This is a genomic window from Rhizobium sp. ERR 942 (genome assembly GCF_007828395.1).
Classification (GTDB): Bacteria; Pseudomonadota; Alphaproteobacteria; order Rhizobiales; family Rhizobiaceae; genus Rhizobium; species Rhizobium dioscoreae.
Map to the genome: position 1 here is coordinate 438,456 of NZ_VIUA01000004.1, position 20,734 is coordinate 459,189.

23 protein-coding genes and 1 pseudogene are annotated in these 20,734 nt (G+C 59.9%); 11 read left to right on the forward strand and 13 right to left on the reverse strand.

Annotated features, from left to right (window positions below; genetic code table 11):
* Positions 1 to 72 precede the first annotated feature (72 nt).
* From FBZ97_RS18900 to FBZ97_RS18925, 6 genes are read right to left on the reverse strand one after another with little or no spacing between them, the layout of a single operon-like run.
* Positions 73 to 765 carry an amino acid ABC transporter permease gene (locus FBZ97_RS18900; RefSeq protein WP_113331713.1) on the reverse strand — a complete coding sequence of 231 codons (693 nt, stop codon included), beginning with the start codon at positions 763 to 765 and terminating at the stop codon, positions 73 to 75.
* A 16-nt stretch (positions 766 to 781) separates the two neighbouring features.
* Entirely contained in the window at positions 782 to 1,489 is a 708-nt protein-coding gene (locus FBZ97_RS18905; RefSeq protein ID WP_145321226.1) for an amino acid ABC transporter permease, read from the reverse strand.
* A gap of 57 nt (positions 1,490 to 1,546) precedes the next feature.
* A complete protein-coding gene (locus FBZ97_RS18910; protein WP_145321224.1) occupies positions 1,547 to 2,365 on the reverse strand; it encodes an amino acid ABC transporter substrate-binding protein in 819 nt (272 codons plus the stop codon).
* Positions 2,366 to 2,379: 14 nt separating this feature from the next.
* Positions 2,380 to 3,120 carry an amino acid ABC transporter ATP-binding protein gene (locus FBZ97_RS18915; protein ID WP_145321222.1) on the reverse strand — a complete coding sequence of 247 codons (741 nt, stop codon included), beginning with the start codon at positions 3,118 to 3,120 and terminating at the stop codon, positions 2,380 to 2,382.
* An 8-nt stretch (positions 3,121 to 3,128) separates the two neighbouring features.
* The gene (locus tag FBZ97_RS18920; protein WP_145321220.1) at positions 3,129 to 4,604 is read right to left on the reverse strand and encodes an NAD(P)/FAD-dependent oxidoreductase; all 1,476 of its coding nucleotides are present in this window, start codon (positions 4,602 to 4,604) and stop codon (positions 3,129 to 3,131) included.
* Positions 4,601 to 5,599 (reverse strand): LysR family transcriptional regulator, encoded by a 999-nt coding sequence (locus FBZ97_RS18925; protein WP_145321218.1) that lies wholly within the window; start codon positions 5,597 to 5,599, stop codon positions 4,601 to 4,603. The genes FBZ97_RS18920 and FBZ97_RS18925 overlap by 4 nt, the downstream gene beginning before the upstream one ends.
* Before the next feature lie 162 nt (positions 5,600 to 5,761).
* On the opposite strand from FBZ97_RS18925, the gene FBZ97_RS18930 reads away from it, so the two are divergent.
* Together FBZ97_RS18930 and FBZ97_RS18935 are read left to right on the forward strand one after the other, a co-directional pair.
* Positions 5,762 to 6,244, forward strand: a complete 483-nt coding sequence (locus FBZ97_RS18930) for a hypothetical protein (RefSeq protein ID WP_113388787.1) — start codon at positions 5,762 to 5,764, stop codon at positions 6,242 to 6,244.
* Entirely contained in the window at positions 6,241 to 6,816 is a 576-nt protein-coding gene (locus FBZ97_RS18935) for a peroxidase-related enzyme (protein ID WP_145321216.1), read from the forward strand. Before FBZ97_RS18930 ends, FBZ97_RS18935 begins: the two co-directional genes overlap by 4 nt.
* A 327-nt stretch (positions 6,817 to 7,143) precedes the next feature.
* Here the strand turns inward: FBZ97_RS18935 and FBZ97_RS18940 are convergent, their stop codons facing one another.
* The 5 genes and pseudogenes from FBZ97_RS18940 to FBZ97_RS18960 all read right to left on the reverse strand — a co-directional run bounded on the left by FBZ97_RS18940 (position 7,144) and on the right by FBZ97_RS18960 (position 12,172).
* Positions 7,144 to 8,067: an aliphatic sulfonate ABC transporter substrate-binding protein gene (locus tag FBZ97_RS18940; RefSeq protein ID WP_233788539.1), complete on the reverse strand. Its 924-nt coding sequence runs from the start codon at positions 8,065 to 8,067 to the stop codon at positions 7,144 to 7,146.
* Between the two features lie 72 nt (positions 8,068 to 8,139).
* Positions 8,140 to 8,923 (reverse strand): annotated as a pseudogene (locus tag FBZ97_RS18945) (ABC transporter ATP-binding protein); the annotation flags it as partial.
* Positions 8,920 to 9,654 carry an ABC transporter permease gene (locus FBZ97_RS18950; protein ID WP_113353587.1) on the reverse strand — a complete coding sequence of 245 codons (735 nt, stop codon included), beginning with the start codon at positions 9,652 to 9,654 and terminating at the stop codon, positions 8,920 to 8,922. The pseudogene FBZ97_RS18945 and the gene FBZ97_RS18950, both read right to left, overlap by 4 nt.
* A gap of 68 nt (positions 9,655 to 9,722) precedes the next feature.
* Positions 9,723 to 10,682, reverse strand: a complete 960-nt coding sequence (locus FBZ97_RS18955; RefSeq protein WP_145321214.1) for a formylglycine-generating enzyme family protein — start codon at positions 10,680 to 10,682, stop codon at positions 9,723 to 9,725.
* 53 nt (positions 10,683 to 10,735) lie between these two features.
* On the reverse strand, positions 10,736 to 12,172 hold the full coding sequence (locus FBZ97_RS18960) for a sulfatase-like hydrolase/transferase (RefSeq protein WP_113388791.1): 1,437 nt from the start codon (positions 12,170 to 12,172) through the stop codon (positions 10,736 to 10,738).
* A 145-nt stretch (positions 12,173 to 12,317) separates the two neighbouring features.
* Here FBZ97_RS18960 and FBZ97_RS18965 point away from each other — a divergent pair, with 145 nt between their 5' ends.
* Complete coding sequence (locus tag FBZ97_RS18965) at positions 12,318 to 13,370, forward strand: LacI family DNA-binding transcriptional regulator (RefSeq protein ID WP_145321211.1); 1,053 nt, start codon at positions 12,318 to 12,320, stop codon at positions 13,368 to 13,370.
* Between the two features lies 1 nt (position 13,371).
* Positions 13,372 to 14,811 (forward strand): sulfatase-like hydrolase/transferase, encoded by a 1,440-nt coding sequence (locus tag FBZ97_RS18970; RefSeq protein ID WP_246661801.1) that lies wholly within the window; start codon positions 13,372 to 13,374, stop codon positions 14,809 to 14,811.
* A gap of 94 nt (positions 14,812 to 14,905) precedes the next feature.
* Here the strand turns inward: FBZ97_RS18970 and FBZ97_RS18975 are convergent, their stop codons facing one another.
* Positions 14,906 to 16,174, reverse strand: a complete 1,269-nt coding sequence (locus FBZ97_RS18975) for a D-tagatose-bisphosphate aldolase, class II, non-catalytic subunit (RefSeq protein WP_113388793.1) — start codon at positions 16,172 to 16,174, stop codon at positions 14,906 to 14,908.
* Between the two features lie 51 nt (positions 16,175 to 16,225).
* On the opposite strand from FBZ97_RS18975, the gene FBZ97_RS18980 reads away from it, so the two are divergent.
* Positions 16,226 to 16,513 carry a hypothetical protein gene (locus FBZ97_RS18980; protein WP_113353438.1) on the forward strand — a complete coding sequence of 96 codons (288 nt, stop codon included), beginning with the start codon at positions 16,226 to 16,228 and terminating at the stop codon, positions 16,511 to 16,513.
* Positions 16,514 to 16,624: 111 nt separating this feature from the next.
* The gene (locus FBZ97_RS18985; protein ID WP_113353439.1) at positions 16,625 to 17,239 is read left to right on the forward strand and encodes an outer membrane protein; all 615 of its coding nucleotides are present in this window, start codon (positions 16,625 to 16,627) and stop codon (positions 17,237 to 17,239) included.
* 207 nt (positions 17,240 to 17,446) lie between these two features.
* Here FBZ97_RS18985 and FBZ97_RS18990 read toward each other — a convergent pair whose 3' ends face one another.
* Positions 17,447 to 17,740 (reverse strand): substrate-binding domain-containing protein, encoded by a 294-nt coding sequence (locus FBZ97_RS18990; protein WP_113388794.1) that lies wholly within the window; start codon positions 17,738 to 17,740, stop codon positions 17,447 to 17,449.
* A gap of 470 nt (positions 17,741 to 18,210) precedes the next feature.
* On the opposite strand from FBZ97_RS18990, the gene FBZ97_RS19000 reads away from it, so the two are divergent.
* The 5 genes from FBZ97_RS19000 to FBZ97_RS19020 all read left to right on the forward strand — a co-directional run bounded on the left by FBZ97_RS19000 (position 18,211) and on the right by FBZ97_RS19020 (position 20,711).
* Positions 18,211 to 18,648 (forward strand): curlin, encoded by a 438-nt coding sequence (locus tag FBZ97_RS19000; RefSeq protein ID WP_113353441.1) that lies wholly within the window; start codon positions 18,211 to 18,213, stop codon positions 18,646 to 18,648.
* A gap of 64 nt (positions 18,649 to 18,712) precedes the next feature.
* Positions 18,713 to 19,111 carry a curli-like amyloid fiber formation chaperone CsgH gene (csgH, locus tag FBZ97_RS19005; RefSeq protein ID WP_113353442.1) on the forward strand — a complete coding sequence of 133 codons (399 nt, stop codon included), beginning with the start codon at positions 18,713 to 18,715 and terminating at the stop codon, positions 19,109 to 19,111.
* 236 nt (positions 19,112 to 19,347) lie between these two features.
* Positions 19,348 to 19,761, forward strand: a complete 414-nt coding sequence (locus FBZ97_RS19010; protein ID WP_113353443.1) for a curlin — start codon at positions 19,348 to 19,350, stop codon at positions 19,759 to 19,761.
* Positions 19,762 to 19,981: 220 nt separating this feature from the next.
* Positions 19,982 to 20,131: a hypothetical protein gene (locus tag FBZ97_RS19015; RefSeq protein ID WP_095438695.1), complete on the forward strand. Its 150-nt coding sequence runs from the start codon at positions 19,982 to 19,984 to the stop codon at positions 20,129 to 20,131.
* Positions 20,132 to 20,213: 82 nt separating this feature from the next.
* On the forward strand, positions 20,214 to 20,711 hold the full coding sequence (locus FBZ97_RS19020) for a BON domain-containing protein (protein WP_113388795.1): 498 nt from the start codon (positions 20,214 to 20,216) through the stop codon (positions 20,709 to 20,711).
* Positions 20,712 to 20,734: the final 23 nt, after the last annotated feature.

The window sequence follows — 20,734 nt, forward strand, 5'->3', positions numbered from 1 at the left end:
GCCGCGGCTTTCAAGGACGATCAGCCGATGGAGACCGTCTTGTCTTGCCGCGTGGGAAGCGTTGGGTCGAGATCAAGTCCGCACCCTGAGCGCTCGCTCCGTCCTGTCCGCGATCTGGGTTACTGCATAGGCTATCACCATGTAGATCACGACCGCGACCAGGAAGGCCTCGAGATAGTAGAAGTTCAGCGCTGCGGTCAGTTGCGACTGCGCGAAGATGTCGACCACCTCGATGGCGAACCCCAGGGAAAGCGCCTTCATGATGACCATGAAGGAATTGGCAAGATCCGGTATCGCCGCGACGATGACCTGCGGAAGCATGACCCGGCGGAAGAGCTGGCTCTTCTTGTAGCCGAGCGAATAGGCTGCATCGGCCTGGCCGGTGTCGAAAGAATTCAGCGCGCCCTTGACGACTTCCGCCTGGAAAGCGGCGACGCAGGCCGTCAGAGCGACGATGAGCGTGACCCAGTTTGGCGTCGAATGGCCGTTATAGTCCACGCCAATCAGCGATGTCAGGAATTGCAGGGTCGAGGGAAGGCCATAATAGGCGAGGAAGATCACCACGACCATCGGCACGCCCTTGAACGCGACCTTGTAAGCGACGACAAGCTGCCGCAGGACAGGGATACGCCGATATTCCACCATGGCAAACAGGCTGCCTATGATCGTCGAGAAGACGAAGATCGCAAGCGCCATCGCGAGCGTGAGGGGTACCGCACCCAGGATATCCCAAAGATCGGGGAGAAGAACGTCGATATCGAACATATAGCAACTCCTTCGATCAGACGCTTGCCATCATCGTGGTTCCGCCGCGCTTCGCGCCTGGAGAAAATCTCGCGGAACGAAGCTCGAAAAAGCGGACGACAGACCAGGCGACTAGGCAAAGCAACGAATAGAGCACCGCCAGCACGAGGTATGTTTCGAACTGGTACTGGTTATAGTCGCGTTCCATGACAAGATGAGCGGTCGCCATGACATCGGCCGCGCCGATATACATGACGAGCGCGACGTTATGGATCAGATAGATGATCGAATTGCCGTAGCCGGGAAGCGCGATGTGAACCGCCTGTGGACCGAGAACGCGCGTGAGCTTCTGGCGGAACGTATAGCCAAGACTGTCCGCCGCATCATGCTGGCCGCGTTCGACGGCGAGATAGGCCGGCCGCATGACTTCGGACAGATAGCCGCCGTGATAGAGGCTCAAGCCCAGCATCGCCGCGATGGTCGGGGACACGAAGTCCGCGACGCCGAACACACCCACAAGCACGGGAAGCCCGTAGAAGGCGACGAACAATTGCAGGACGACGGGCACGCTGCGGGCATAGGATACGTAGAGATCCGCCAATTGGCTGATCACCGGGATCCTGCGAACCCGGAACGTCGTCGCGATCAACGCCAGCACGAAGCCGGCGATCATGGCCGTGAACGTGATCGCAAGCGTCAGCGGCAGGGCCGAGAGCAGCTCTGGGATCATGATGGAAAGGTCCACTTCGGAACACTCCTTCTCTCAGTCTTTGAGCCTGACCACCGGGGTCGGCGCCCGGCATTACTTCATATACGTGGTGATGTCTTCGCCGAACCACTTCTGCGAGAGCTTGGCAAGCGTGCCGTCGGCCTTGAGCTCCTTCAGAGCCTTGTCGATGGCGTCGGAGAGGGCCTTGTTCTCCTCGGAGCGATGGATCAGCACGAAGGTCTGGTTGATCGCGACCGGCTCGCTTGTCTTGATGTCGAGCTTCTGCTGGTCGATCACGGTCTGCTCGCCAAGGTTGGATGGCAGCACGAGCGCATCGTATTTGCCGTTCTGCACTTCCTTCAGCCGGTCCGGATAGGGAACGCCGGCGCTTGAGGCGGTGATCTCGATCTTGTAGGCCGGGTTTTGCTCCTGCCATGCCGTTGCGAACTTGTAGATGCCGCCGCCTGCGGTGACGGGCACGATCTTCTTGCCGACCAGATCCTTCATCTCGTTGATGCCGCTATCCTTGCGGCTATAGATCTTGATCAAGCTCGCACCGATCGGGGCCTCAGGAATGAGGAACTGCTTTTCACGAGCGGGCGCGCGATAATAGCCGCCCGTCGCGATGTCGTACTTGCCGGTGGCAAGGCCGGTTTCCTGGGCGATGTCGGCCGCACCTTCCATGACGAACTTGTACTGGGGCAGCTTCGCGTTGATCGCCCTCAGCACGTCGGGTTCGTAACCCTGCGGCTCGACGCCGATCGCGCCCCAGGAGAGCGGCTTCGATTCGGCCGCGGTGGCGATCTTGATCGTGCGGACGTCCTCGGCGAACGAGGCGGTTGCGAAGGCGATCGCGACGCCTGCTACGGCGAGACCGAGGCCACGGCGTGAGATTGAACTCATGGAAGTCATTTCAGGCATCCTTTCTACTGGATCGCGCGTTCCGAATTGAGAAACTGAGCGAGGCGTGGGTTGGAGGGTGTATCGAAGATTTCAGCCGGAGTGCCGTCTGCGGCGACGACGCCCCCGTCCATAAAGACGATGCGGTTCGAGATGTTCTTGGCAAACTGCATCTCATGGGTGACGAGGAGCGATGTGATGCCCGAGGACGTCACATCCTTGATCACCTTCAGGACCTCGTTCACTAGTTCGGGGTCAAGCGATGATGTCGGCTCGTCGAACAGCATCACGTCCGGCTTGACCGCCAAGGCGCGGGCGATGCCGGTCCGCTGGAGCTGACCACCTGAGAGCTGGGAGGGATAGTTGTCGAGCTTGTCGGCAAGTCCGACGCGCTCGAGTTCCCGCGCGGCGATCGCGCGGGCCTCTTCCTTCGGCTTGCGCTGAACGACCACCAGCGGGTCCATGACGTTCTGGATGACGGTCATGTTCTTGAAGACGTTGAACTGCTGGAAAACCATCGCCGTGCGAAGACGGATCGCCTGCACCGCAGCCTTGTCGGGGCGAGCGTAATCCATGCGGATGCCATCCAACGCGATCGAGCCGGAGGACGGCTTGGTCAGATGGTTGATGCACTTGAGAAGCGTCGTCTTGCCGGTGCCGCTCGGGCCGATGATCGACACCACGTCGCCCCGTTTCACCGACAGGTCCACACCATTTAGAATTTGCGTGCTTCCGTAAGACAGCTTTAGGTTCTTGATCTCAAGCATTGCGGGTCTCAGGTCCTTTCGGAAGATAGTTCGGAAGGCTCCTTGGTATCGTCATCCGCCCACTCGTCACCGAGGAGTTCCGGCGTGTCGAAAGCCTGGAGGTTTTCAAAGTGTTTCTCGCGGTCGACGACAAAGAGGGCGCGGACAATGCCACGCGCCAGGCGGTCGGCACCTTCGCTGATCGCGGGGATGTCGCCGGTGAGCTTGCCGTGACTGAGTGTCGCCGGAAAATTGAAGCAGTGAATCCTTGCCAGCGTCGGGCACGAGCCCGGCTCTCTTTCGAGGAATTCGAACGCCTCTCCGAGATCGGGGGATTCCTCGAGTTCGGCGTTGGGCATCTCCGTCGGCACCGGGAAGCGATCGCGCCACAAGCGTATATGTGGGCCGAAGGCGGCAAGCTCCGGTCGATTGCTCAAGTCGATCTTGAAGCCCGTCCCAAAGATCAGAAAGTCGACGGGATAGCTGGCCCTCGGCGTCGTCACGATGACGTGGTCGCCTTCTTGCTCCAGCCTGCTGATCGGGCTCTCAAGATGGAGATGGGCTTGCGGGAAGGAACTGACGCGCAAGACGCTCGGCCGCGGCGGCGGCGTCTGCTGGGCCATGGCATAATTGAGGAAGCGCCACTTCCACTCATCGGGAAGGCCGGCGAATCCGTGCACGACGCCCTGGCTGCCGATGCCCGTGAACTTGTTGATCCGCGGCAGCTTCCTGCGGCGCACGAACATGTCGAGGCGCGCCGCACCGGCTTCGAGAGCGGTCGCTGCATTGTCCATCGCCGAGGCGCCGGCACCAATCACGCCTATCCGCTTGCCGCGCAGCATCGCGAAATCGATGTCGTCAGCGGTATGCGCCCAGAACTTGCCACCGATACTTTTCGCGATATCTGGCACGAACGGGCCGCCCAGACCATCGCGGCCGGTCGCCAACACCGCATGACGCGCAATGATCGTCTCCTTGAGACCGTCCTCGGTGCAGACAAGATCAAGCATTCCGTCCTCGCGTGGGAGGATCGCATCGACTGTCACGCCGTTGCGGACGGGAAGCTCGAGCACCTTACGGTACCAGATCAGATATTCCATCCACGTCTCACGCGGCGCGCGGTCGAGTGCGACCCACGCCTCCCGGCCAAAGCGCGCTTCATAGTAGGCGCGAAACGTCAGGGCGGGCAGCCCCATCGCTGGACCGGTGAGCTGTTTGGGAGAGCGTAGCGTTCGCATTCGGGCGAAGGTGACCCAAGGCCCCTCGCGACCCGCGGGTGCCTTGTCGAGCACGACATGGTTGGCGACGCCCAGCCTCTTCAGCATCGCGGAGGCGACGAGCCCGGCCATGCCCGCGCCAATGATGACGACATCGACGACAGGCTGACCGTCGATCATGCGCGGCGGCACCCAGGATTTGGCCGGCAGTTCCAGCCAGGCGAGATCCTGCCGCAGCCGCGCCTCAAGAGCATCGAGACCGTCCGGCAAGATTGAAAGGTCGCTCATATCGACGCTCCCTCAGGTCTCGCGGTTTGCCCGTAAATGGTATCGGCCAGCGCTTCCGCGCCGCTCGAGTCGAACAGGCGGCAGCCTGGCATCGTTAAAGCCACCGCGCGCGCCGCCTCGATCACTGCCGTGATCGTCGATGTGAGCGGCAGCGCGGCGGGCGATATCGCACCGAAGAGAAAGGGGATGGTGTGATCAAGCACGCGCATCACGACACCGTCAAGCGGCACGCCGACGACGGTCGCCGGCTCGACGATGCCAACCCCTAGTCCTGCCCGAACCAACGACAGCGCCGTCAGTGAAGCATTGACGTCGATAATCCGGTCCGGCGAGACCCCTGCCCGTTCCAGTGCCTCATCGACTCGATGCCGCAAGCGATATGGATTTGCCAGGGTGATGATGCGGCGATCGGCGAGATCGGCAAGACGCACCACGTCACGGTCGGCGAGCGGATCGTTCGCGGCGATGGCGACGACACATGGCGCCTCCGCGATCCAGTGTATTTCGAGGCCCGGATGTTCGAGCGGCAGGCTTGCGATCCCCAAATCCGCCGAGCGGGCGAGCACTGCCTGGACGACGTTTTCGGCCGCAAGCGCCTGCACATGTAGATGACGCGGGATCAGATCCGGGGCAACGGCCGCGAGTGCCCGCGGCAGAACGCCCGCCGCAAGCGACGGCGTGGCCGCGATCGTCAGCGTGGGTGGTTCATCACGACCGATCGCCTCCGCGCGCTCACGGATATGTGTGAGACTGGCAAGATGGCGCTCGACCTCGGAATGAAACAGCACGCCTCGCGAGGTCGGCGTGATCCGTGGACCGCTTCGATGCAGGAGCGCATAGCCGATATCGGCTTCCAGATCCTGGATGAGCCTGGTGACCGCCGGTTGCGATCGGCCCAGCAAGCGCGCCGCCCCGGTCACGCTACCCGCGGAAATCACCGCCGCGAAGGCTTCAAGTTGACGAATATCGAAAGAGTTAGAATGCATAATTGACATGAAACACCCCTCTTAATGCGAGTAAAGCATAAGAATTCTCACTTGACGATCGGAATTAGATAATTATTTCGCATGAAAGTCGCTTAATCATTATCATTTGACATAATGATGTGTCACGCCTACCTAGATGCTGCCCCCAAAGACGCACCCGAGGAGCCTGTTTTGACACTCATCGAAACCCTAGTCTCCGTGAAGCCTGGCTCCGCGCTCGCCGAAGCCATGGAAAAGCGCGCTGAGATCCTGCGCCTGAGCGAGGCAGCCCATGACGCGGTGCTGCTGCCACGCGATCCCGGCGGTCTGTCCCATGGACTTCGGGCGGCGCTTGCCGCCCGCATGGCCCGGCAAAATCACAACGAGGCGCTGGCGCGCCACTATGATGCTCTCGTGGAGCGGGCGGGCGAAACCGCGACTGCCCCGCTCTCCTCACCTGGCACGACCGTGGAGGACCCACGCGCCGCCGAGATCGTTCGTCACGCCGACCGGCTGACCGTCGCACCGAGGGAGGCGACCCGCGCCGACATAGAGGCATTGCGCGCCAGCGGCGTGGCCGATGCCGACATCGTCCGCCTCTCCGAACTGGCAGCCTTCGTGAACTACCAGGTGCGCGTCATCGCGGGATTGGCATTGATCGGAGCAAGACAATGAGCGAGGTCGTCCATGCCTTCACCACCAAAATTCCGCGCTGGCAGCCTTATGTCGTTCCAGTCGACCTCGAGACCGCGACCGCGGAACAGCGCGCGGCCATGCAGGTGACGCCATCAAACAAGGGCATTTCGCCCTATGTCCTGACGCTCGCGCATGATCCGGAATCGCTGAGCGTCCGCTCTCCACTGTTCAATCTGATCATGTACGGAAAGGATGGGCTTGCTTCGAGCGAGCGCGAACTGGGCGCGACGGCCGCGTCCATCGTCAACCACTGCGTCTACTGCGCCGCGGTTCACGCCTCCCGCTTCATCAGCCAGACCAAAAGAACCGACGTGATCGAAGCAATCTTCACGGACGGCCTGGATGCGGAACTCGACGAGCACCTGCAGGCGATCTTTGATTTTTCCGCACGCCTGTCGCCAACGCCGCCCGAAGCCACGAAAGCAGATGCGCAGGCATTGGCCGACGTGGGCTTGTCTGAATTGGAATCCATCGATCTCGTCTTCTCGTCGGCAATTTTCGGCTGGGCGAACCGCCTGATGCATACGCTCGGCGAGCCGGTGACCAATTAGGTCGGATAGACCGAAATATGGACCATGAGCCCCAGGACCGCATCCGCGGCTCTGGTGATCCGCTTGTCATCACCGTCTGGCGATGCGGCCGCGGAGGTTGCTGGCAAGGCCTCCCATCATTTGACGAAACCAAGCGCCGCCGCCACGTGCCCCCAGCCGTTGTTTGCTTGCCGGACGATCGTAGATTCGGCGCTTGCCCTCATGTGATTGCCCCTCGATCGAATGGACGATGGTGACTATGGGCACGCTCTTCCGGTATGAAAGGCCAATATGTTTGATCGCGGCTGCCGCGCCACACGACAGCCTTGCCGCCATGCAGGCCCGTTTTCAAGCGGAGAGGAACAATGTCGCGTCGAAATATTTTTCCGGTGGCAGCGGATCCTTGATGGTTCCGAAATCGACGAACATCTTGTTGAATTCACCCAACCACTTCGTGACACTGCCGTCCTCGGTGAACTTGTTCAGCTCGCCGCTCGTTAGAAGTTTTCGGCTTTTCGCAACCTTGGCCGTCGCATCGGGAGGCGATTGCGTAAAGGCGACCGTCAACTCAATCGAATGATCGAGATTGGCAACCCTGTAGTCCATGGCCTTCTTGATGACCTTCAGGAAGCTCTTGGCAAGATCGGGATCGCTTTGGATCGTCTCGTTGCGCGCCACGAAGGTGTTGATGAACGAGGTATCGGGATAGAAATCCTTGTTCGAGGCCAGCTCCTTCATATCGGGGACACGTGGTTTGATCGCATCGATCAAGGGATACCAGATGCCCGCCGCATCGATCTGCTTGGAGGAGAATGCAGCCACGACGGTGCTCGGATCCATCGGGACGACCTGCACGTCCTTGATCGTCAGGCCAGCCTTGCCGAGAGCCATGCGCAGGATCATCTCTCCGGATGTGCCTTGTGGGACACCGACCTTCTTGCCCTTGAGATCGGCGATCGAGGTAAATGCCGCCTGGGCGATGACGCGATCGCTGAACCCGATATCGTTGACGCCGAGCACCTTGGCATGGCCGCTGGCCGGAAGCCACAGCGCGCCCGGCCCGATCGTCCCGAAATCGAGGCTCCCCGCACCCATGGCCTGGATCTGAATGGGACCATTGGTGAACACCTTCAGGTCCGGCTCCAGCCCTTCGGCCTGCCAAAGCTTCTGATCGTTGGCAATCGCGAACAGGCTCGAATTGGGAAAGTCGGAGAGATAGCCGATCCGGATCGGCTTTGAGGCCGCGCGGGCCGACCTAGCGATCATAGGCATCGCGGTGGCGGCCGTCAGAGCCGCGGCCGTCGTCAATAAACTGCGTCTCGTCAGCATGATCATGTCCTCCTGTGATTGCTGATCTTCAGTTTGAGGCAGGGTGATAGACGGCCCGCCAGACCTCGTTGCGCAGCTCGGAAAACCGCGGCGAAAGCCGCATCTCCTCCGTCCGGGGAAAGGCAAGGTCCACGGGAATGATCTTGTGGAGCCGACCCGGACGGGCCGCCATCACAATAACCCGGCTTGCCAGATAGACCGCCTCGTCGACATCATGCGTGATGAACATCACTGTACGGCGCTCCTTGCTCCACATGGCAAGAAGCTGGTCCTGCAATTGCACGCGCGTCAGGGCATCGAGCGCGCCGAAAGGTTCATCCATCAGCAATATCTTCGGATTGACCGCATAGGCCCGGGCAATGGCGCAGCGCTGCTTCATGCCGCCTGAAAGCATCTTCGGCAATGCATCGGCGAAGTCCGTTAGGCCGACGAGCTCGATGAAATGGTCGGCGATGCCGCGGCGCTCATCCTTGGGACGGCCGGAGATTTGAAGCCCGAACTCAACATTCTGCCGCACGGTCAGCCACGGAAACAGGGCATATTGCTGGAAGATGACACCGCGTTCCGGCCCCGGCCCTTTCACAGGCATATTGTCGACCAATACCTGCCCCGATGACGGCGGGGTCAATCCCGCGGCGATGTTCATGGCTGTCGACTTGCCGCAGCCGGAAGGGCCGACGACGGTGATGAACTCGCCATCCTCGATATCGAGGTCAAGGTTTTGCAATGCGGTAAAGGCTGCCTGACCCGCAAGATCGAAGCTTTTCGAAACGTTCTGAAACGAAATCTTCGGCGTCATAGCTTTTCCTGCCATGCTGTGAGAATACGGTCGGCCATCATGACGATCCGATCCATGAGCAGGCCGAGAACGCCGATGGCGATCAGGCTCACGAAAATGGTGGGCAGATCATAATAGAGCTGGGCCTGCTGCATGCGGTAGCCCAGGCCGGACTGCGCGGCGATAAGTTCGGCTGCGACGACGGTGGCCCAGGACGAACCGAGGCCAATGCGCACGCCGACCATGATATAAGGCGTTGAGGCCGGAATGATCACGCGGCGGAAAATGGTGAAATCGTCCGCTCCCAATACGCGCGCGGCGTTGATGAGTGTCTTGTCGACGCTAATCACCCCCTGGTAGGTTGCAACGACGCTCGACAGGAAAGCGGCGAGGAAGATGACAAAGATCTTCGGTGTCTCGTCGATGCCCATCGTCACGATCGCAAGCGGAATGATCGCCAGCGGTGGAATGGTGCGGAAGAATTGCACATAGGGCTCGATGATGCCCCGGGCGATGCGATACCACCCCATCAGGAAGCCGACGGGAACAGCGACGATCAGGCCGAGGCAGAAGCCCGTCATGACCCGGCCGAGACTGGCCAGCGCATCGCCGAGCAGGATGCCATTTTTAGCCTCGGCGGCGGCGGCCGCGGCCACCTGGGCAGGCGTTGGCAGACCAACCAGCCCTTCGGCCGTCACCAGCCACCAAAGGCCGATGCCGATGACGACAGCGGCCACATTCAGACCCAGCATCGCGGCAGGCGTCGTCAGCAACGGGCGCCGCGGAGCGCCAGGGCGTATGGTCGCGTTCGTCGCGATGGTCATTGGCGTTCGCTCCCAACTGCACATTGCTCGCCGCGAGACTTGTCAGCCTGACGGCTGACACAACGGAAGCCGATATGGGTCGTGGCGCTGTCGATCATTTCCGGATGCCGGGCCGCCGGCCGATAGCGGCGGCAATAAGTCGGCGCGCAAAGATGCGATCCACCCTTCAACACCTTGCGCGGAATGCGGATCGCCGGCTGACGCGGGTCGTAGCTTTGCTCGGCAATGGCGACTCTCGGATTTTTCGGAACACAGCAAGGCTTCGCTGCATCGTCTGGATGGCGGTCCGTCCAGTAATCGTCCGTCCACTCCCAGACATTGCCGATCATGTCGGAAAGACCATAGCCATTTGCGGGAAAGGCTCCGACCGGCGTGGTGCCGAACTCAGCCTTGCCGGGAAGATTGGCCATCGGAAAATCGCCGTTCCAGATATTCGCCATCCTGCGGCCGTCGGGCTCGAGCTCCTCGCCCCAGGCGAAGGTCGCCCCTTCCACGCCGCCGCGGGCGGCGAACTCCCATTCCGCCTCGCTCGGCAAAGCCTTTCCGGCCCAGCGCGCATAGGCTGTCGCGTCGGCATGGCAGATCTGCACCACCGGATGATCCATCATCGCCTCCGTCAGAGACGAGATGCCATCGGGCCGATGCCAACATGCACCCGCCGCAAAGTGCCACCAATCACCCCAGAAGCGCATATCGCCGGACCTCCGCGGCGCTCGAAAGACCAATGATCCCGGCTGCAGGATAGCCGGATCGGCGCCGGGATAAACCGATGGGTCCGGCGTCTGCTCCGCGACCGTCACATAACCGGTATCGGCGACGAAGCGCGAAAAGTCCCGGTTCGTGACCGGCGTGGCATCCATGAAGAAGCCGTCGACCCGCACGCGATGAACGGGCCCTTCCTCGGGATAAAAATCTTCCGATCCCATCAGGAAGCTGCCACCTTCGATCCATACCATCCCATCCTTTGCGGGCGGGGACGATCTGGTTGCGGTTGCCTCCTGAAAATCTGTCACCGCACACCCGCCATGACATCGCGCGTGCGGTAGTTCGACTCGATGAGCCAGTCCCGCATGACATCGAGAAGTTCGCGCTTTCGCGCCTCGCATGCGGGATCGTCCCAGAGATTTTGCACCTCGCCAGGATCGTTCTTGAGATCGAACAACTGTCCGTCGCTCGACCCTTTGAAATGGACCAACTTCCATCCCTCGCTACGCACGCCGGTCATGAATTCCACGCCGCCGCTCATGGCGACGTCACCGATCTGCTCGCAGAATACGTGGGTACGAGGCGTCCACTCACCCGTCTCCAGCGCCGACTTCAGGCTGCGCGCCTCGAAGCTCTTCGGCGGCGTGATCCCCGCATATTCCAATATGGTCGGACCGAGATCGAAGAGCTGGCAGAGGCCGTTTAGCTCCCTGCCACCCTCGAATCGATTTGCGGTCGACCAGATGATGGTGGGCACCCGTGTGACGACGTCATACATCGACCATTTCTGGATCAGGCCGTGGTCGCCGAGGCACTCGCCATGGTCGGAGGTGAAGATGACGATCGCATCCTCCAGATAGCCGCGCTCCTTCAAGGCTTCCAGCAACTCACCGATCTTTTGGTCGATCAGCGTCACGTTGCCGAGATAGTGAGCCCAGAGCCGCTGCATCTGCTCGGGCGACGGATCAAGGCTCCAGACAACCGAATCGTGATCGACCTCGACGTCGTGCTGTCGCTTCTCCTTCAGTTCCTGATGCAAGGAATCGAGCTCCTGGCGCGACGGCTTGGGCAACGGCAGATCGTTGCGCTTGAGGTAAGGCTCGGAATATCGCGCCGGCGGATCGAACGGCGGATGCGGGCCTGGGAAGCCGACCTGCAGGAAAAGCGGTTCGGTCCGTGGATATGTGTCAATCCACCACTTCGCCATATTGCCGACGAAAGCGTCGGAATGCAGCTCCTCGGGCAATTCCCAATCAAAGGCGCCAAGACGCTCGCGATAATCCTCCCGCCGACGATAGGTCTCGCGCTGCTGCTTGACCAGACCATTCGCGGCGAGCGCCTTGTCCCATTCGTCGAAATACCAGCGCCCCTCCATGTAACGATCCTTGTTTTCGACGACGTAACGCTCGTGGAAACCGGAGTCCGAATTGTAGGGAATGGTGTGCATCTTGCCGACGTTGACGCAACGATAGCCGGCATCCCTCAACTGGTCGACCCATGTCCTCTGCCAGCGCTGACCATTGGCGAGCACCCCGGTGGTATGTGGATAGTAGCCAGTGAAGAGGCTGGCTCGTGAGGGAACGCAGCTGGGAGCGTTGATATGACAATCAGTCAGCGTCACCCCCTTTTCGACAAGCGCATCAAGATTGGGCGTAACCGCATAGGGAAATCCAAGCGCGGCGATGGAGTCGTATCGCTGCTGGTCGGTCATGATCAGGATGATATTGGGGCGGTCGGCCACGCTTTACGTCCTTCCCTGCTGCCAGAACGCAAATTTCAATGGAAAGTCTCGTTGGAAAAATTTTGCGCTCTTGTCTCCTCGTTCGAGAAATGACATAAAGTTAACGATAACGCAACGCTCACTTGAGCAAATTTTTGCGAGGAGAATGGGGGCGAACGTGGAGGAGCGAGAAAAGGGCGGCGCACCAACACTGGCTTCGATCGCCGTCAGGGTCGGGGTTTCCATCAATACGGTCTCGCGGGCGCTTCGCGCGCCCAACACGGTGAGGCCGGAACTGCGGCGAGAGATCGCCAAGGCCATGGACGAGCTGAATTATGTGCCGAACCGGCTGGCCGGGGGATTGTCGGGGACGAGATCCGACATCGTCGGCGTCGTCGTGACATCGCTCTATTATTCTGAATTTGCCTCCATTATCGATGCCCTGCAATCGGCGCTTCTCAAAGACAATCTTCAGGTCATGCTCGCCAATACGCGCTATGATCCTGACCAGGAGATAACGCTCGTGCGCTCGATCCTCAGTTGGCGCCCAGCCGCGGTTGCCATTATCGGTGTCGACCACCCGACCAAGGTCACTGAGCTGCTGACGTCCTCGGGCGTTCCGGTCGTCGAAATGTGGGATGTCGGCGGCGACATCATCGATTCCGCGGTCGGCATGGATCATCGGGAGGCCGGCGGGGCGCAGGCCGACCACATGATTGCGTGCGGTTACCGGCATCTCGCCTTTCTCGGCAGCATGCGCGAAAACGACATGCGGGCAAGGAAACGCGCCCACGGCTCAGCACGCGCCATTGCCGCGGCCGGATTGCCGGATCTCGTCTATGCTGTTCGACAGGAAGGCGGCCGGCCGGCGCTCGGCGAAGAGCTCGCCCATGAACTGCTCGACAGCAATCCACGGATCGACGGGATCATCTGCAACAGCGACGTCGTCGCCTTCGGTGTCCTGAAGGCGCTGCATGAGCGCGGCAGGAAAGTGCCCGCCGATATCGGCGTCGTCGGCTTCGGCGACAGCGAGGCGGCAAGCTACGTCACCCCTTCGCTCAGCACCATCAAGCCCGACCGTCATCGGATCGGCGAACTCACGGCCGAATTGATCGTCGCGCGGATCAACGGCGAGGACCCGCGAACGAGTGTGGTCGACTGGGAACTGCTTGCACGCGACAGTACCCGCTCGCCCTTTAAATCCCTGAATGGAGATTGACGTGACAGAGGCAAGGAACAGGCCCAACATCGTCTTCGTCATGACCGACCAGCAGCGTTTCGATACGATCGCGGCGGCCGGTTTCGACTACATGATCACGCCGAATCTTGATCGCCTGGTTCGGGACGGCACGTGTTTCAGCCACATGTACGTGACGTCACCGTCCTGCGCGCCCTCGCGGGCAAGCCTGTTCACGGGACTCTATCCGCACACCAACGGCGTCTTCCGCAACGATGAGCGCTGGACGCATAGCTGGGTTCGCCGCCTTGCCGATGCTGGCTATCGCTGTGTCAATGTCGGCAAGATGCACACCTCGCCCTTCGAGGAGTCCTTCGGTTTTCACGAAAGGCATGTTGTCGAAAACAAGGATAGAGCGACCGAGCGGCTGCCGTTTTATCTCGACAACTGGGACAAGGCTTTCTGGAGCCGAGGCATCGAAAAGCCGAGCCGCGTCACATACCGACGGCTCGAAGATTATCGCGAACGTCTTGGCGCCTTTGTCTGGGATCTGCCTGAAGATCTGCATTCGGACAATTTCGTCCCTGAGTTCGCCGCCATGTGGCTTGATCGCTACCGGGGCCAAGAACCATTCTTCCTGCAGATCGGCATTCCAGGTCCGCACCCGCCCTACGATCCGACACAGGACTATCTCGACAAATATAGGGATCGCGATCTGCCAGAAGCGATCCGTGACCATGCGGCAATGGATGGGCAGCCATCGGCACTCAAGAAGCTTAGAGAACAACATATCAGCGTCGATCATGATGCGGTCGTGCATCTTGAAAATCCGACGCCGGAACAATTGCGCCGCCAACGCGAGCATTATTTCGCCAACGTCTCGATGATCGATACGCAGATCGGCAAGCTCATGGAGGCGCTCGAGCGTCGCGGCGTTCTTGAGGATACCATCATCATCTTCACGTCGGATCATGGCGACTGTCTGAACGATCATGGACACAGCCAGAAATGGACGATGTACGAGCCGAGCGTGCGCGTGCCGGCAATCGTCTGGTCGCCGGGCCGTGTCGAGCGTGGCAAGATCGTCGGCGACCTCGTTTCGCTCTTCGATTTTGGGCCGACAATCCTGGAGCTGGCGGGACTTGAAGCGCCAAAATGGATGGAAGCACGTTCCTTGGCTCCTTACCTCACCGGTGCGAACGTCACGCCGCGCGAATTCGTCTTCTCCGAACATGCGGGCGACCGTATCCTGAGCGGCACGGAATTCATGACGATGATCCGCGACAGGCGGTTCAAGCTGGTCCACTTCGTCGAGAGCGACGAAGGCCAGCTTTTCGATCTGTCTGTCGATCCAAATGAAGTCAATGACCTGTGGAGCGACCCCGCCTATCAGGATGTCAAACGCCGCCTGATCGATGAAATCCTGAAATGGCGTATCCGCAGCGACCTGAAGACACAAGGCTGGACGGAGGCGATCCTATAAGCGGGAATGGCAAGAGCCTCGATCGCGAGGCCTTTCGAGCTTTAGGTGGCAATGATGAACGGAATATGCGGCAGGAGAGCCGTTTTCCGATCGGTCAGCCGGCTTGTCGGCACGCACGGGCGTAGGTCTCGAGGACCCCACCGACAAACGTCTTGACGATCCTGTCGACGCTGTCCTTCGCGCCGATCCTGTCTGCCATCCGCCCGAGGAACTGGCTTGCCAGCGTCGGCGGAATTTCGCGGCGATGAAGTGTATCGGTCAGCTTTTGAACGGCGCCAACAGCCTCCGGATAACCCCAGTAATAACGGATGCGGTCACTGTAACTGTAGCGAAGTTGAAGCCGTATAGCCTCTTCGCTGCCATGATAATGTCCCGCCCAGTCGCCCGTATGTTTCAGCATGAGGCGCTCCATGGTGACGGCAAGGTCGCGGTCATAGTCCGGGTCAAGTTCCGTTGCGATCAAGTCGAGCGCCAAGAGACCTTCTCGCAGCGCGAACGTCAATCCAGGCCCAACCTTCAGAATTGGAAATCCATCGCGTACCAGTGCGGTCAGCGCGCTTTCCGACTGGTAGTCTGTCGAATGCGCTTCGAAAACCAGACCCACTTCATGATCCAGCACGCTGGTTAGTTTCCTAGCGAGCTCAGGTCTGTAGCCAACGACGTTCTCATTGCCAAACTCCACGCCCGGCTGGACGACGAAGGCAATGCATCTGTCGAACGCCTCCGACAACCCTTCCCTCGCAAAAATCTCGCGATGGATCTCGATGGTGGCGGTGGCGGCTTCGGCCTCGGTCGGTTCGACAACATCGAGCGCGTGGTCCGCGCCTCCCGGCACCGGGACTTCCGTCCCCAGCACGTAGAGCGGCTTGGTGCCGACTTCCCGCGCAGCCTGCTCGGCAATTTTGGCAAGCCTTGCCGCCCTTTGAGCCACGATCGCATCGTCGAGGGCGGATGGGTCATCGGCGCATGCCATGGATGCGTCGAGGTGAATTTTCGTGAAGCCCGCTCTCACATATTCAGCAACCATGACCTCGGCCTTGGCCATTGCCGCGGAGGCGGTCTCCCGCCGCCAGGGATTGGGTCCGAGATGGTCGCCACCGAGGATGACGTCGGAAGTCGTTACCCCGTTGGCCGCGGCGAGCGCGAGAACATCTCCGGCAAAATCCGCCGGCGTTTTTCCAGTGTAGCCGCCAAACTGATTAACCTGGTTACAGGTAGCCTCTATCAGGACGGGACCACCCTCCCGCCGAGCCAGCGACATCGTCGCTTCAAGCACGAGCGGGTGCGCCGAGCATACCGACGTAATTCCGACCGGCTTGCCCGCGCGGCGCGCGTCTGCAAGGCTTTTGAGGAAGAGGTTCATGCGGCTCTCCAACCTTATCCGCTTCTGGAATAGCAATGCGGTTCCCATCACATGTACATGCCCGGTGCCTTCGCAATCAAGGTTTCCGCCGGGGGCTCAAGAATTATCAAGCCCGCCGCCGAACGCATGAAGGTTCGAACCTTCATCGACTTCTTCGCTTCGCGGCCAAACCTGTGTTCGGGGCGGCCGAAAAGCGCTGACCGCATGGGCCTGGATGTTTCCTGCGAAATCACGCGGCATGGGACGCGCCGGGATGGCCCCGTTTTCAAATCCGACAACCCGCCGACCTTGCATCTTTTGACACTCCCCAGTGTTTTTTCGCCGTCGCAACAAAAATGAACATGAAAGCACACACAGCAATCTTGCGGGACGACATAGTCACCCTATGAGCCGGGCGGATGCGACACGCGAACGCCTTTCCGCTGGTGCAAAACATGAGGCACTGCCATTATGCATATCAAGCTTTTCGTCGTCGGCGCCCTGGCGTCGTTCCTGGCCGTTCCGGCCCTCGCCGCCGACCTCACCTATGAGCGTTCTGCGCCAGCCGCCGAACAGGCTTATTCGGCCTATGACTGGTCCGGCTTCTATCTCGGCGGACAGGGCGGCTATGTCTGGAACAAAGGGACCGTTCTGGGCACCGACCGCAATCTCGACGGTGGCACGGCTGGCGTTCATGCCGGATATAATTTCCAATCCGGCAATATCGTCTACGGTATCGAAAACGACTTCAACTACAATTTCAAGGACAAGAAGGAAGCGGATCTCGAATGGGATGCGTCGGGCCGCGCTCGCGTCGGTTACGCCCTGGACCGGACGCTGCTCTTTGCGACAGCCGGTCTCGCTGCCGCCGGCGGCAAGGTTGATGCCCCCGGCGTTGGGAAAAAAGACGATATCCTGATCGGCTGGACGGCCGGCGGCGGCATCGAGCACGCCTTCACGGATAATGTCATCATTCGCGGCGAATACCGCTATTCCGATTTTGGAAACAAGGATTTCGGGTCGGCGATCGGAGAGTTCGGCGCCACTCAGAACAAGGTGCTTGTTGGCGCGAGCTACAAGTTCTGAAAAAACGAACAGCAAGCCGCGCTGGCCAAAGCCAGTAGACAAACCGGCAATCGGGCGGAGGAAAAAATCCTCGGTCCAATTGCTGGCACCGGCATGTTTCCCGTCTGCCTTTGCAAACAGCGGTTAGCTATCCGGCTGTCCCCATGCCGAGCAGGGGCGGCGGACACGACCGGGTGCGTCTTACTACCTTTTCGTCCGGATCGCGCGTCAAGTGGTGCCGCGCAATTCCACGCGGGGTTCGATCAGCGGATGTCTGGCCTCGCGCCGGCCATCGATCCTGCCGAGCAGCACCTCCACAGCCGTCCGCCCGAGCAGCATCTGGTTTTGATCGACGCTCGTCAGGCCGACGAGCGGCATGGCGGCCATCGGAGAGTTGTCGTAGCCGATGATCGCAAGATCTTCAGGAACCCGAATAGCGCTTGTCCGTGCTGCATTGATCAAGGGGGCGGCATCGAGATCGGGCGCCATATCGAGCGGCTCGGCGCCGACACGGTCGTTCATCTTGATGTCCCCGAACTGATATCACTTGTCGCACGCACCGACGGCGATCGACCGATCCAGATCGGCGAGGCTTTGTTCGCCACGCCGTTGACCGGGAAGGAACACAGATTTTCATAGCACCGAGCCACATTGATCTTGATCCAAGGGAGGCGGCCCGCGGGGCTTCGCATGCACCAAGCCGTTGCATTGTTTTTTTAATGCGACGAGCAGAAGCTCTTTACCTGCGATGTTTCCGACCTTCAGAGCAGACAATCGCCGGCCTATATCCATTTTCATCGTGCGGGTAGCTGCCAGCTCGCTAGAAACCAATGAGCCACCATGTCATTTCTTCGGAACGCTAATTGCGAGAGGCTGGTACCGATCTCCGCGAATGAACCCGGGCTGAATGGTGCTTTCAGCTTCTGTTCCGAAGGCGGCGTCTAAAAGAAAGACGTTCAACCGCGGTCTTATCCGCCTGAGGAGACACAGTCATGATCCGCACGTCTTTCATTGCAACCGCACTCGTCGCTCTCGTCGGCATCACCGCCGCGGCCCCCGCCATGGCCAACGATGTGCGTATCGAACAATATGGCTGGTCGAACTCCGCCGGCGGCGCTCAGGAAGGGTATGCAAACCGCATCAGAACCTACCAGAACGGCGCCTACAACCGGATCGTCGGCCATCAATATGGCCGCCACAACCTTTCGGCTATCGGTCAGGAAGGCAATGACAATTACGGCGCCACCTATCAGAACGGTGACCGCAACATAGCTGGCATCGGCCAGTTTGGCTCCAACCACACGACCATTCTTACCCAGGACGGCAATGGCAACATCGCGGCTGGCGTCCAGGTCGGCCATGGCTGCAGCGCCAATGTCAGCCAGGGCGGCAACGGCAATGTCGCGGCCTTCGTCCAGGCCTGCCCTTAAGCGACCGCGCGATGACGTGAAAGAAGTCACAAACGCGACAGCAGACCATTTGGGGAGATGACCCATGCCAAATAGCGTCAAACATCCACGCCGACTGATGACGATCCTCGCGCTGGTCCTGCTTCCCGTCGGCGCCGTTGCGGCCATGACGACTGCCAACCAATCTGACGATGCGGGGCTTTGCGAAATCAAAGCAACGCCTGGAGCAGGTATGGTGAGACTGGATGCGCTCGTCCACGCCGACACGCATGTCGGCGGGACTTACACGTTTCGCGTCGAAAAATCGGGAGACGGTGGAAGTTCCATGATCAACCAGAGTGGCGATTTCGATGCCACGGCCGGGCATCCGGCAATCCTCAGCTCCGTCTCGCTCGGCTCCAAAGGAACCGCATACAGGGCAACGCTGGATATTGTGATCGGAGATAAGAGTTTCAGCTGCACGAAGCAGGTCGGCGACAACTAATCGGCCTCCAAACTCTGCAAATCCCTTTAAAAGGGCGCCGGCTCCTGGCGCCCTTTTGCTTTCGATCAGGTTTAGAGCGGTTCAGTTTCTCACGGAGCCTCTGAACCGCTCTGTCTCTTTGGTTTCACGCAATTCCAGACGACTGAACCACAACTGAACGGGCAATTCCGACTGGGTTCAGCTTAAAGATGCGAAGGTTGGTCATCGGCTCAGACAGCCGGCCAATGGAGATCAGGATGACCCGCAGCGTGTTTAAGATCCTTACCATCACTCTTCTTGCCGGGAGCCTGGGACAGGTCGCCTTGTCCGCGCCAGCCTATGCCGGTGGCCGGATCTCGTTCAACCTTGTGCCTGATAATGCCGAGGATGCGGATCTTTTCTCGACCGGACTGCGCGTCTATTCGCTGTACCGCGGCCTGAAAGACGCCGACATCCGGCAGCTGGGCCGGGGGAACGCGGCTGGCATTGCCCAGGCCGGCCGAGGCAATCTCGGCTTCATCCAGCAGCAGGGCAATGGTCATTCCGCAACCTTGCGGCAGAACGGCAACAACAATGCCTATGGCATTTTCCAGTACGGACGAAATACTGAAACCGATGTGGAGCAGGATGGGGATAATGGCAGTGGCGCTACCTTCAGCTACGGCTGGTAGGCAGTTCACGGCAATCCCGAAGGCGATCCCAGGCAAAAGATCTTCGCTTATTTTGGCAGAGAGAGAAAGCGCCGGCGAACGGCGCGCGGAATGATTTCCTCCTCGATACAGGCGAAGGAAAAGCCGGTCTTTCCTTTCGGATGGGCTTTTATCGCGGCTTGGCACGATCGGAACCAGGGCTGCCGACGGGGGTTATATCCATAGCAAAGGAGAAACCGTCATGATCCGCAAACTGAAATCCGGTGAATATCGTCTCTACTCACGCAAGCTCGATCCGAAGACACACAAGCGCAAGAATCTCGGGACGTTCAAGACCCGCGAGGCGGCCGAAAAGCATGAGCGCGAGGTGCAATATTTCAAGCACCACTAACAGATCGGCGGAGCCGGATGGGCGTCCGAGAAGCAAATCGGAGCTTAGCGTGTTTCTTGAGCTGAAGGGAAGGAGATTGGCTATGACACAGTTTCGAAAGAAGAAATCGCTGTCGCGAGAAGAGGACTATCGCGACTATCAGGATCGCGATGCCCGCGAAGGCTGGCCATATTCCGACGAAAGCGCCCTAGGTTCGACCGAACCGGAAAATCGAGAATATGGCACCACTCCAGCGAACTTTGACGAAGATACCCCCTCTGGCCTGATTGGAGATAACGCGGACACGAACGGGCTTGAGGAAGACACGGCCCACACGATTGGGCCATTGCCACCCAGCCGTATCGATAACGATGAACTGGAAGCGGCGATTACCGAACGGTTCATCGAAAGCAAAGAAATCGATGCAGACAGCATCGAGGTTCATGCCGAGGACGGTATCGTAACATTGGAAGGCAGTGTCGAAACGCAGGCGGCTGCCGAACAGGCGGAAGCGCTTGGGCTGTCTACGCCCGGTGTCGTCAAGGTTCGCAACAATCTGAAAACGATCGGTGTCGATTCCCATATTCCCCCCGATGTGTGATACGCGGGCCCCACATGCCCTAG

Bases quoted from the DNA above. Each gene is read 5' to 3' on its own strand.
- FBZ97_RS19015 (WP_095438695.1), top strand. From the start codon at position 19,982: ATGATCCGCAAACTGAAATCCGGTGAATATCGTCTCTACTCACGCAAG.
- FBZ97_RS18965 (WP_145321211.1), top strand. From the start codon at position 12,318: ATGGGGGCGAACGTGGAGGAGCGAGAAAAGGGCGGCGCACCAACACTG.
- FBZ97_RS18915 (WP_145321222.1), bottom strand. From the start codon at position 3,120: ATGCTTGAGATCAAGAACCTAAAGCTGTCTTACGGAAGCACGCAAATT.
- FBZ97_RS18925 (WP_145321218.1), bottom strand. From the start codon at position 5,599: ATGTCAATTATGCATTCTAACTCTTTCGATATTCGTCAACTTGAAGCC.
- FBZ97_RS18910 (WP_145321224.1), bottom strand. From the start codon at position 2,365: ATGACTTCCATGAGTTCAATCTCACGCCGTGGCCTCGGTCTCGCCGTA.
- FBZ97_RS18950 (WP_113353587.1), bottom strand. From the start codon at position 9,654: ATGCTGGGTCTGAATGTGGCCGCTGTCGTCATCGGCATCGGCCTTTGG.
- FBZ97_RS18980 (WP_113353438.1), top strand. From the start codon at position 16,226: ATGTACATGCCCGGTGCCTTCGCAATCAAGGTTTCCGCCGGGGGCTCA.
- FBZ97_RS19000 (WP_113353441.1), top strand. From the start codon at position 18,211: ATGATCCGCACGTCTTTCATTGCAACCGCACTCGTCGCTCTCGTCGGC.
- FBZ97_RS18955 (WP_145321214.1), bottom strand. From the start codon at position 10,682: ATGGTATGGATCGAAGGTGGCAGCTTCCTGATGGGATCGGAAGATTTT.
- FBZ97_RS18900 (WP_113331713.1), bottom strand. From the start codon at position 765: ATGTTCGATATCGACGTTCTTCTCCCCGATCTTTGGGATATCCTGGGT.
- FBZ97_RS18975 (WP_113388793.1), bottom strand. From the start codon at position 16,174: ATGAACCTCTTCCTCAAAAGCCTTGCAGACGCGCGCCGCGCGGGCAAG.
- FBZ97_RS18920 (WP_145321220.1), bottom strand. From the start codon at position 4,604: ATGAGCGACCTTTCAATCTTGCCGGACGGTCTCGATGCTCTTGAGGCG.
- csgH (WP_113353442.1), top strand. From the start codon at position 18,713: ATGCCAAATAGCGTCAAACATCCACGCCGACTGATGACGATCCTCGCG.
- FBZ97_RS18985 (WP_113353439.1), top strand. From the start codon at position 16,625: ATGCATATCAAGCTTTTCGTCGTCGGCGCCCTGGCGTCGTTCCTGGCC.
- FBZ97_RS19010 (WP_113353443.1), top strand. From the start codon at position 19,348: ATGACCCGCAGCGTGTTTAAGATCCTTACCATCACTCTTCTTGCCGGG.
- FBZ97_RS18940 (WP_233788539.1), bottom strand. From the start codon at position 8,067: ATGCCTATGATCGCTAGGTCGGCCCGCGCGGCCTCAAAGCCGATCCGG.
- FBZ97_RS19020 (WP_113388795.1), top strand. From the start codon at position 20,214: ATGACACAGTTTCGAAAGAAGAAATCGCTGTCGCGAGAAGAGGACTAT.
- FBZ97_RS18990 (WP_113388794.1), bottom strand. From the start codon at position 17,740: ATGAACGACCGTGTCGGCGCCGAGCCGCTCGATATGGCGCCCGATCTC.
- FBZ97_RS18935 (WP_145321216.1), top strand. From the start codon at position 6,241: ATGAGCGAGGTCGTCCATGCCTTCACCACCAAAATTCCGCGCTGGCAG.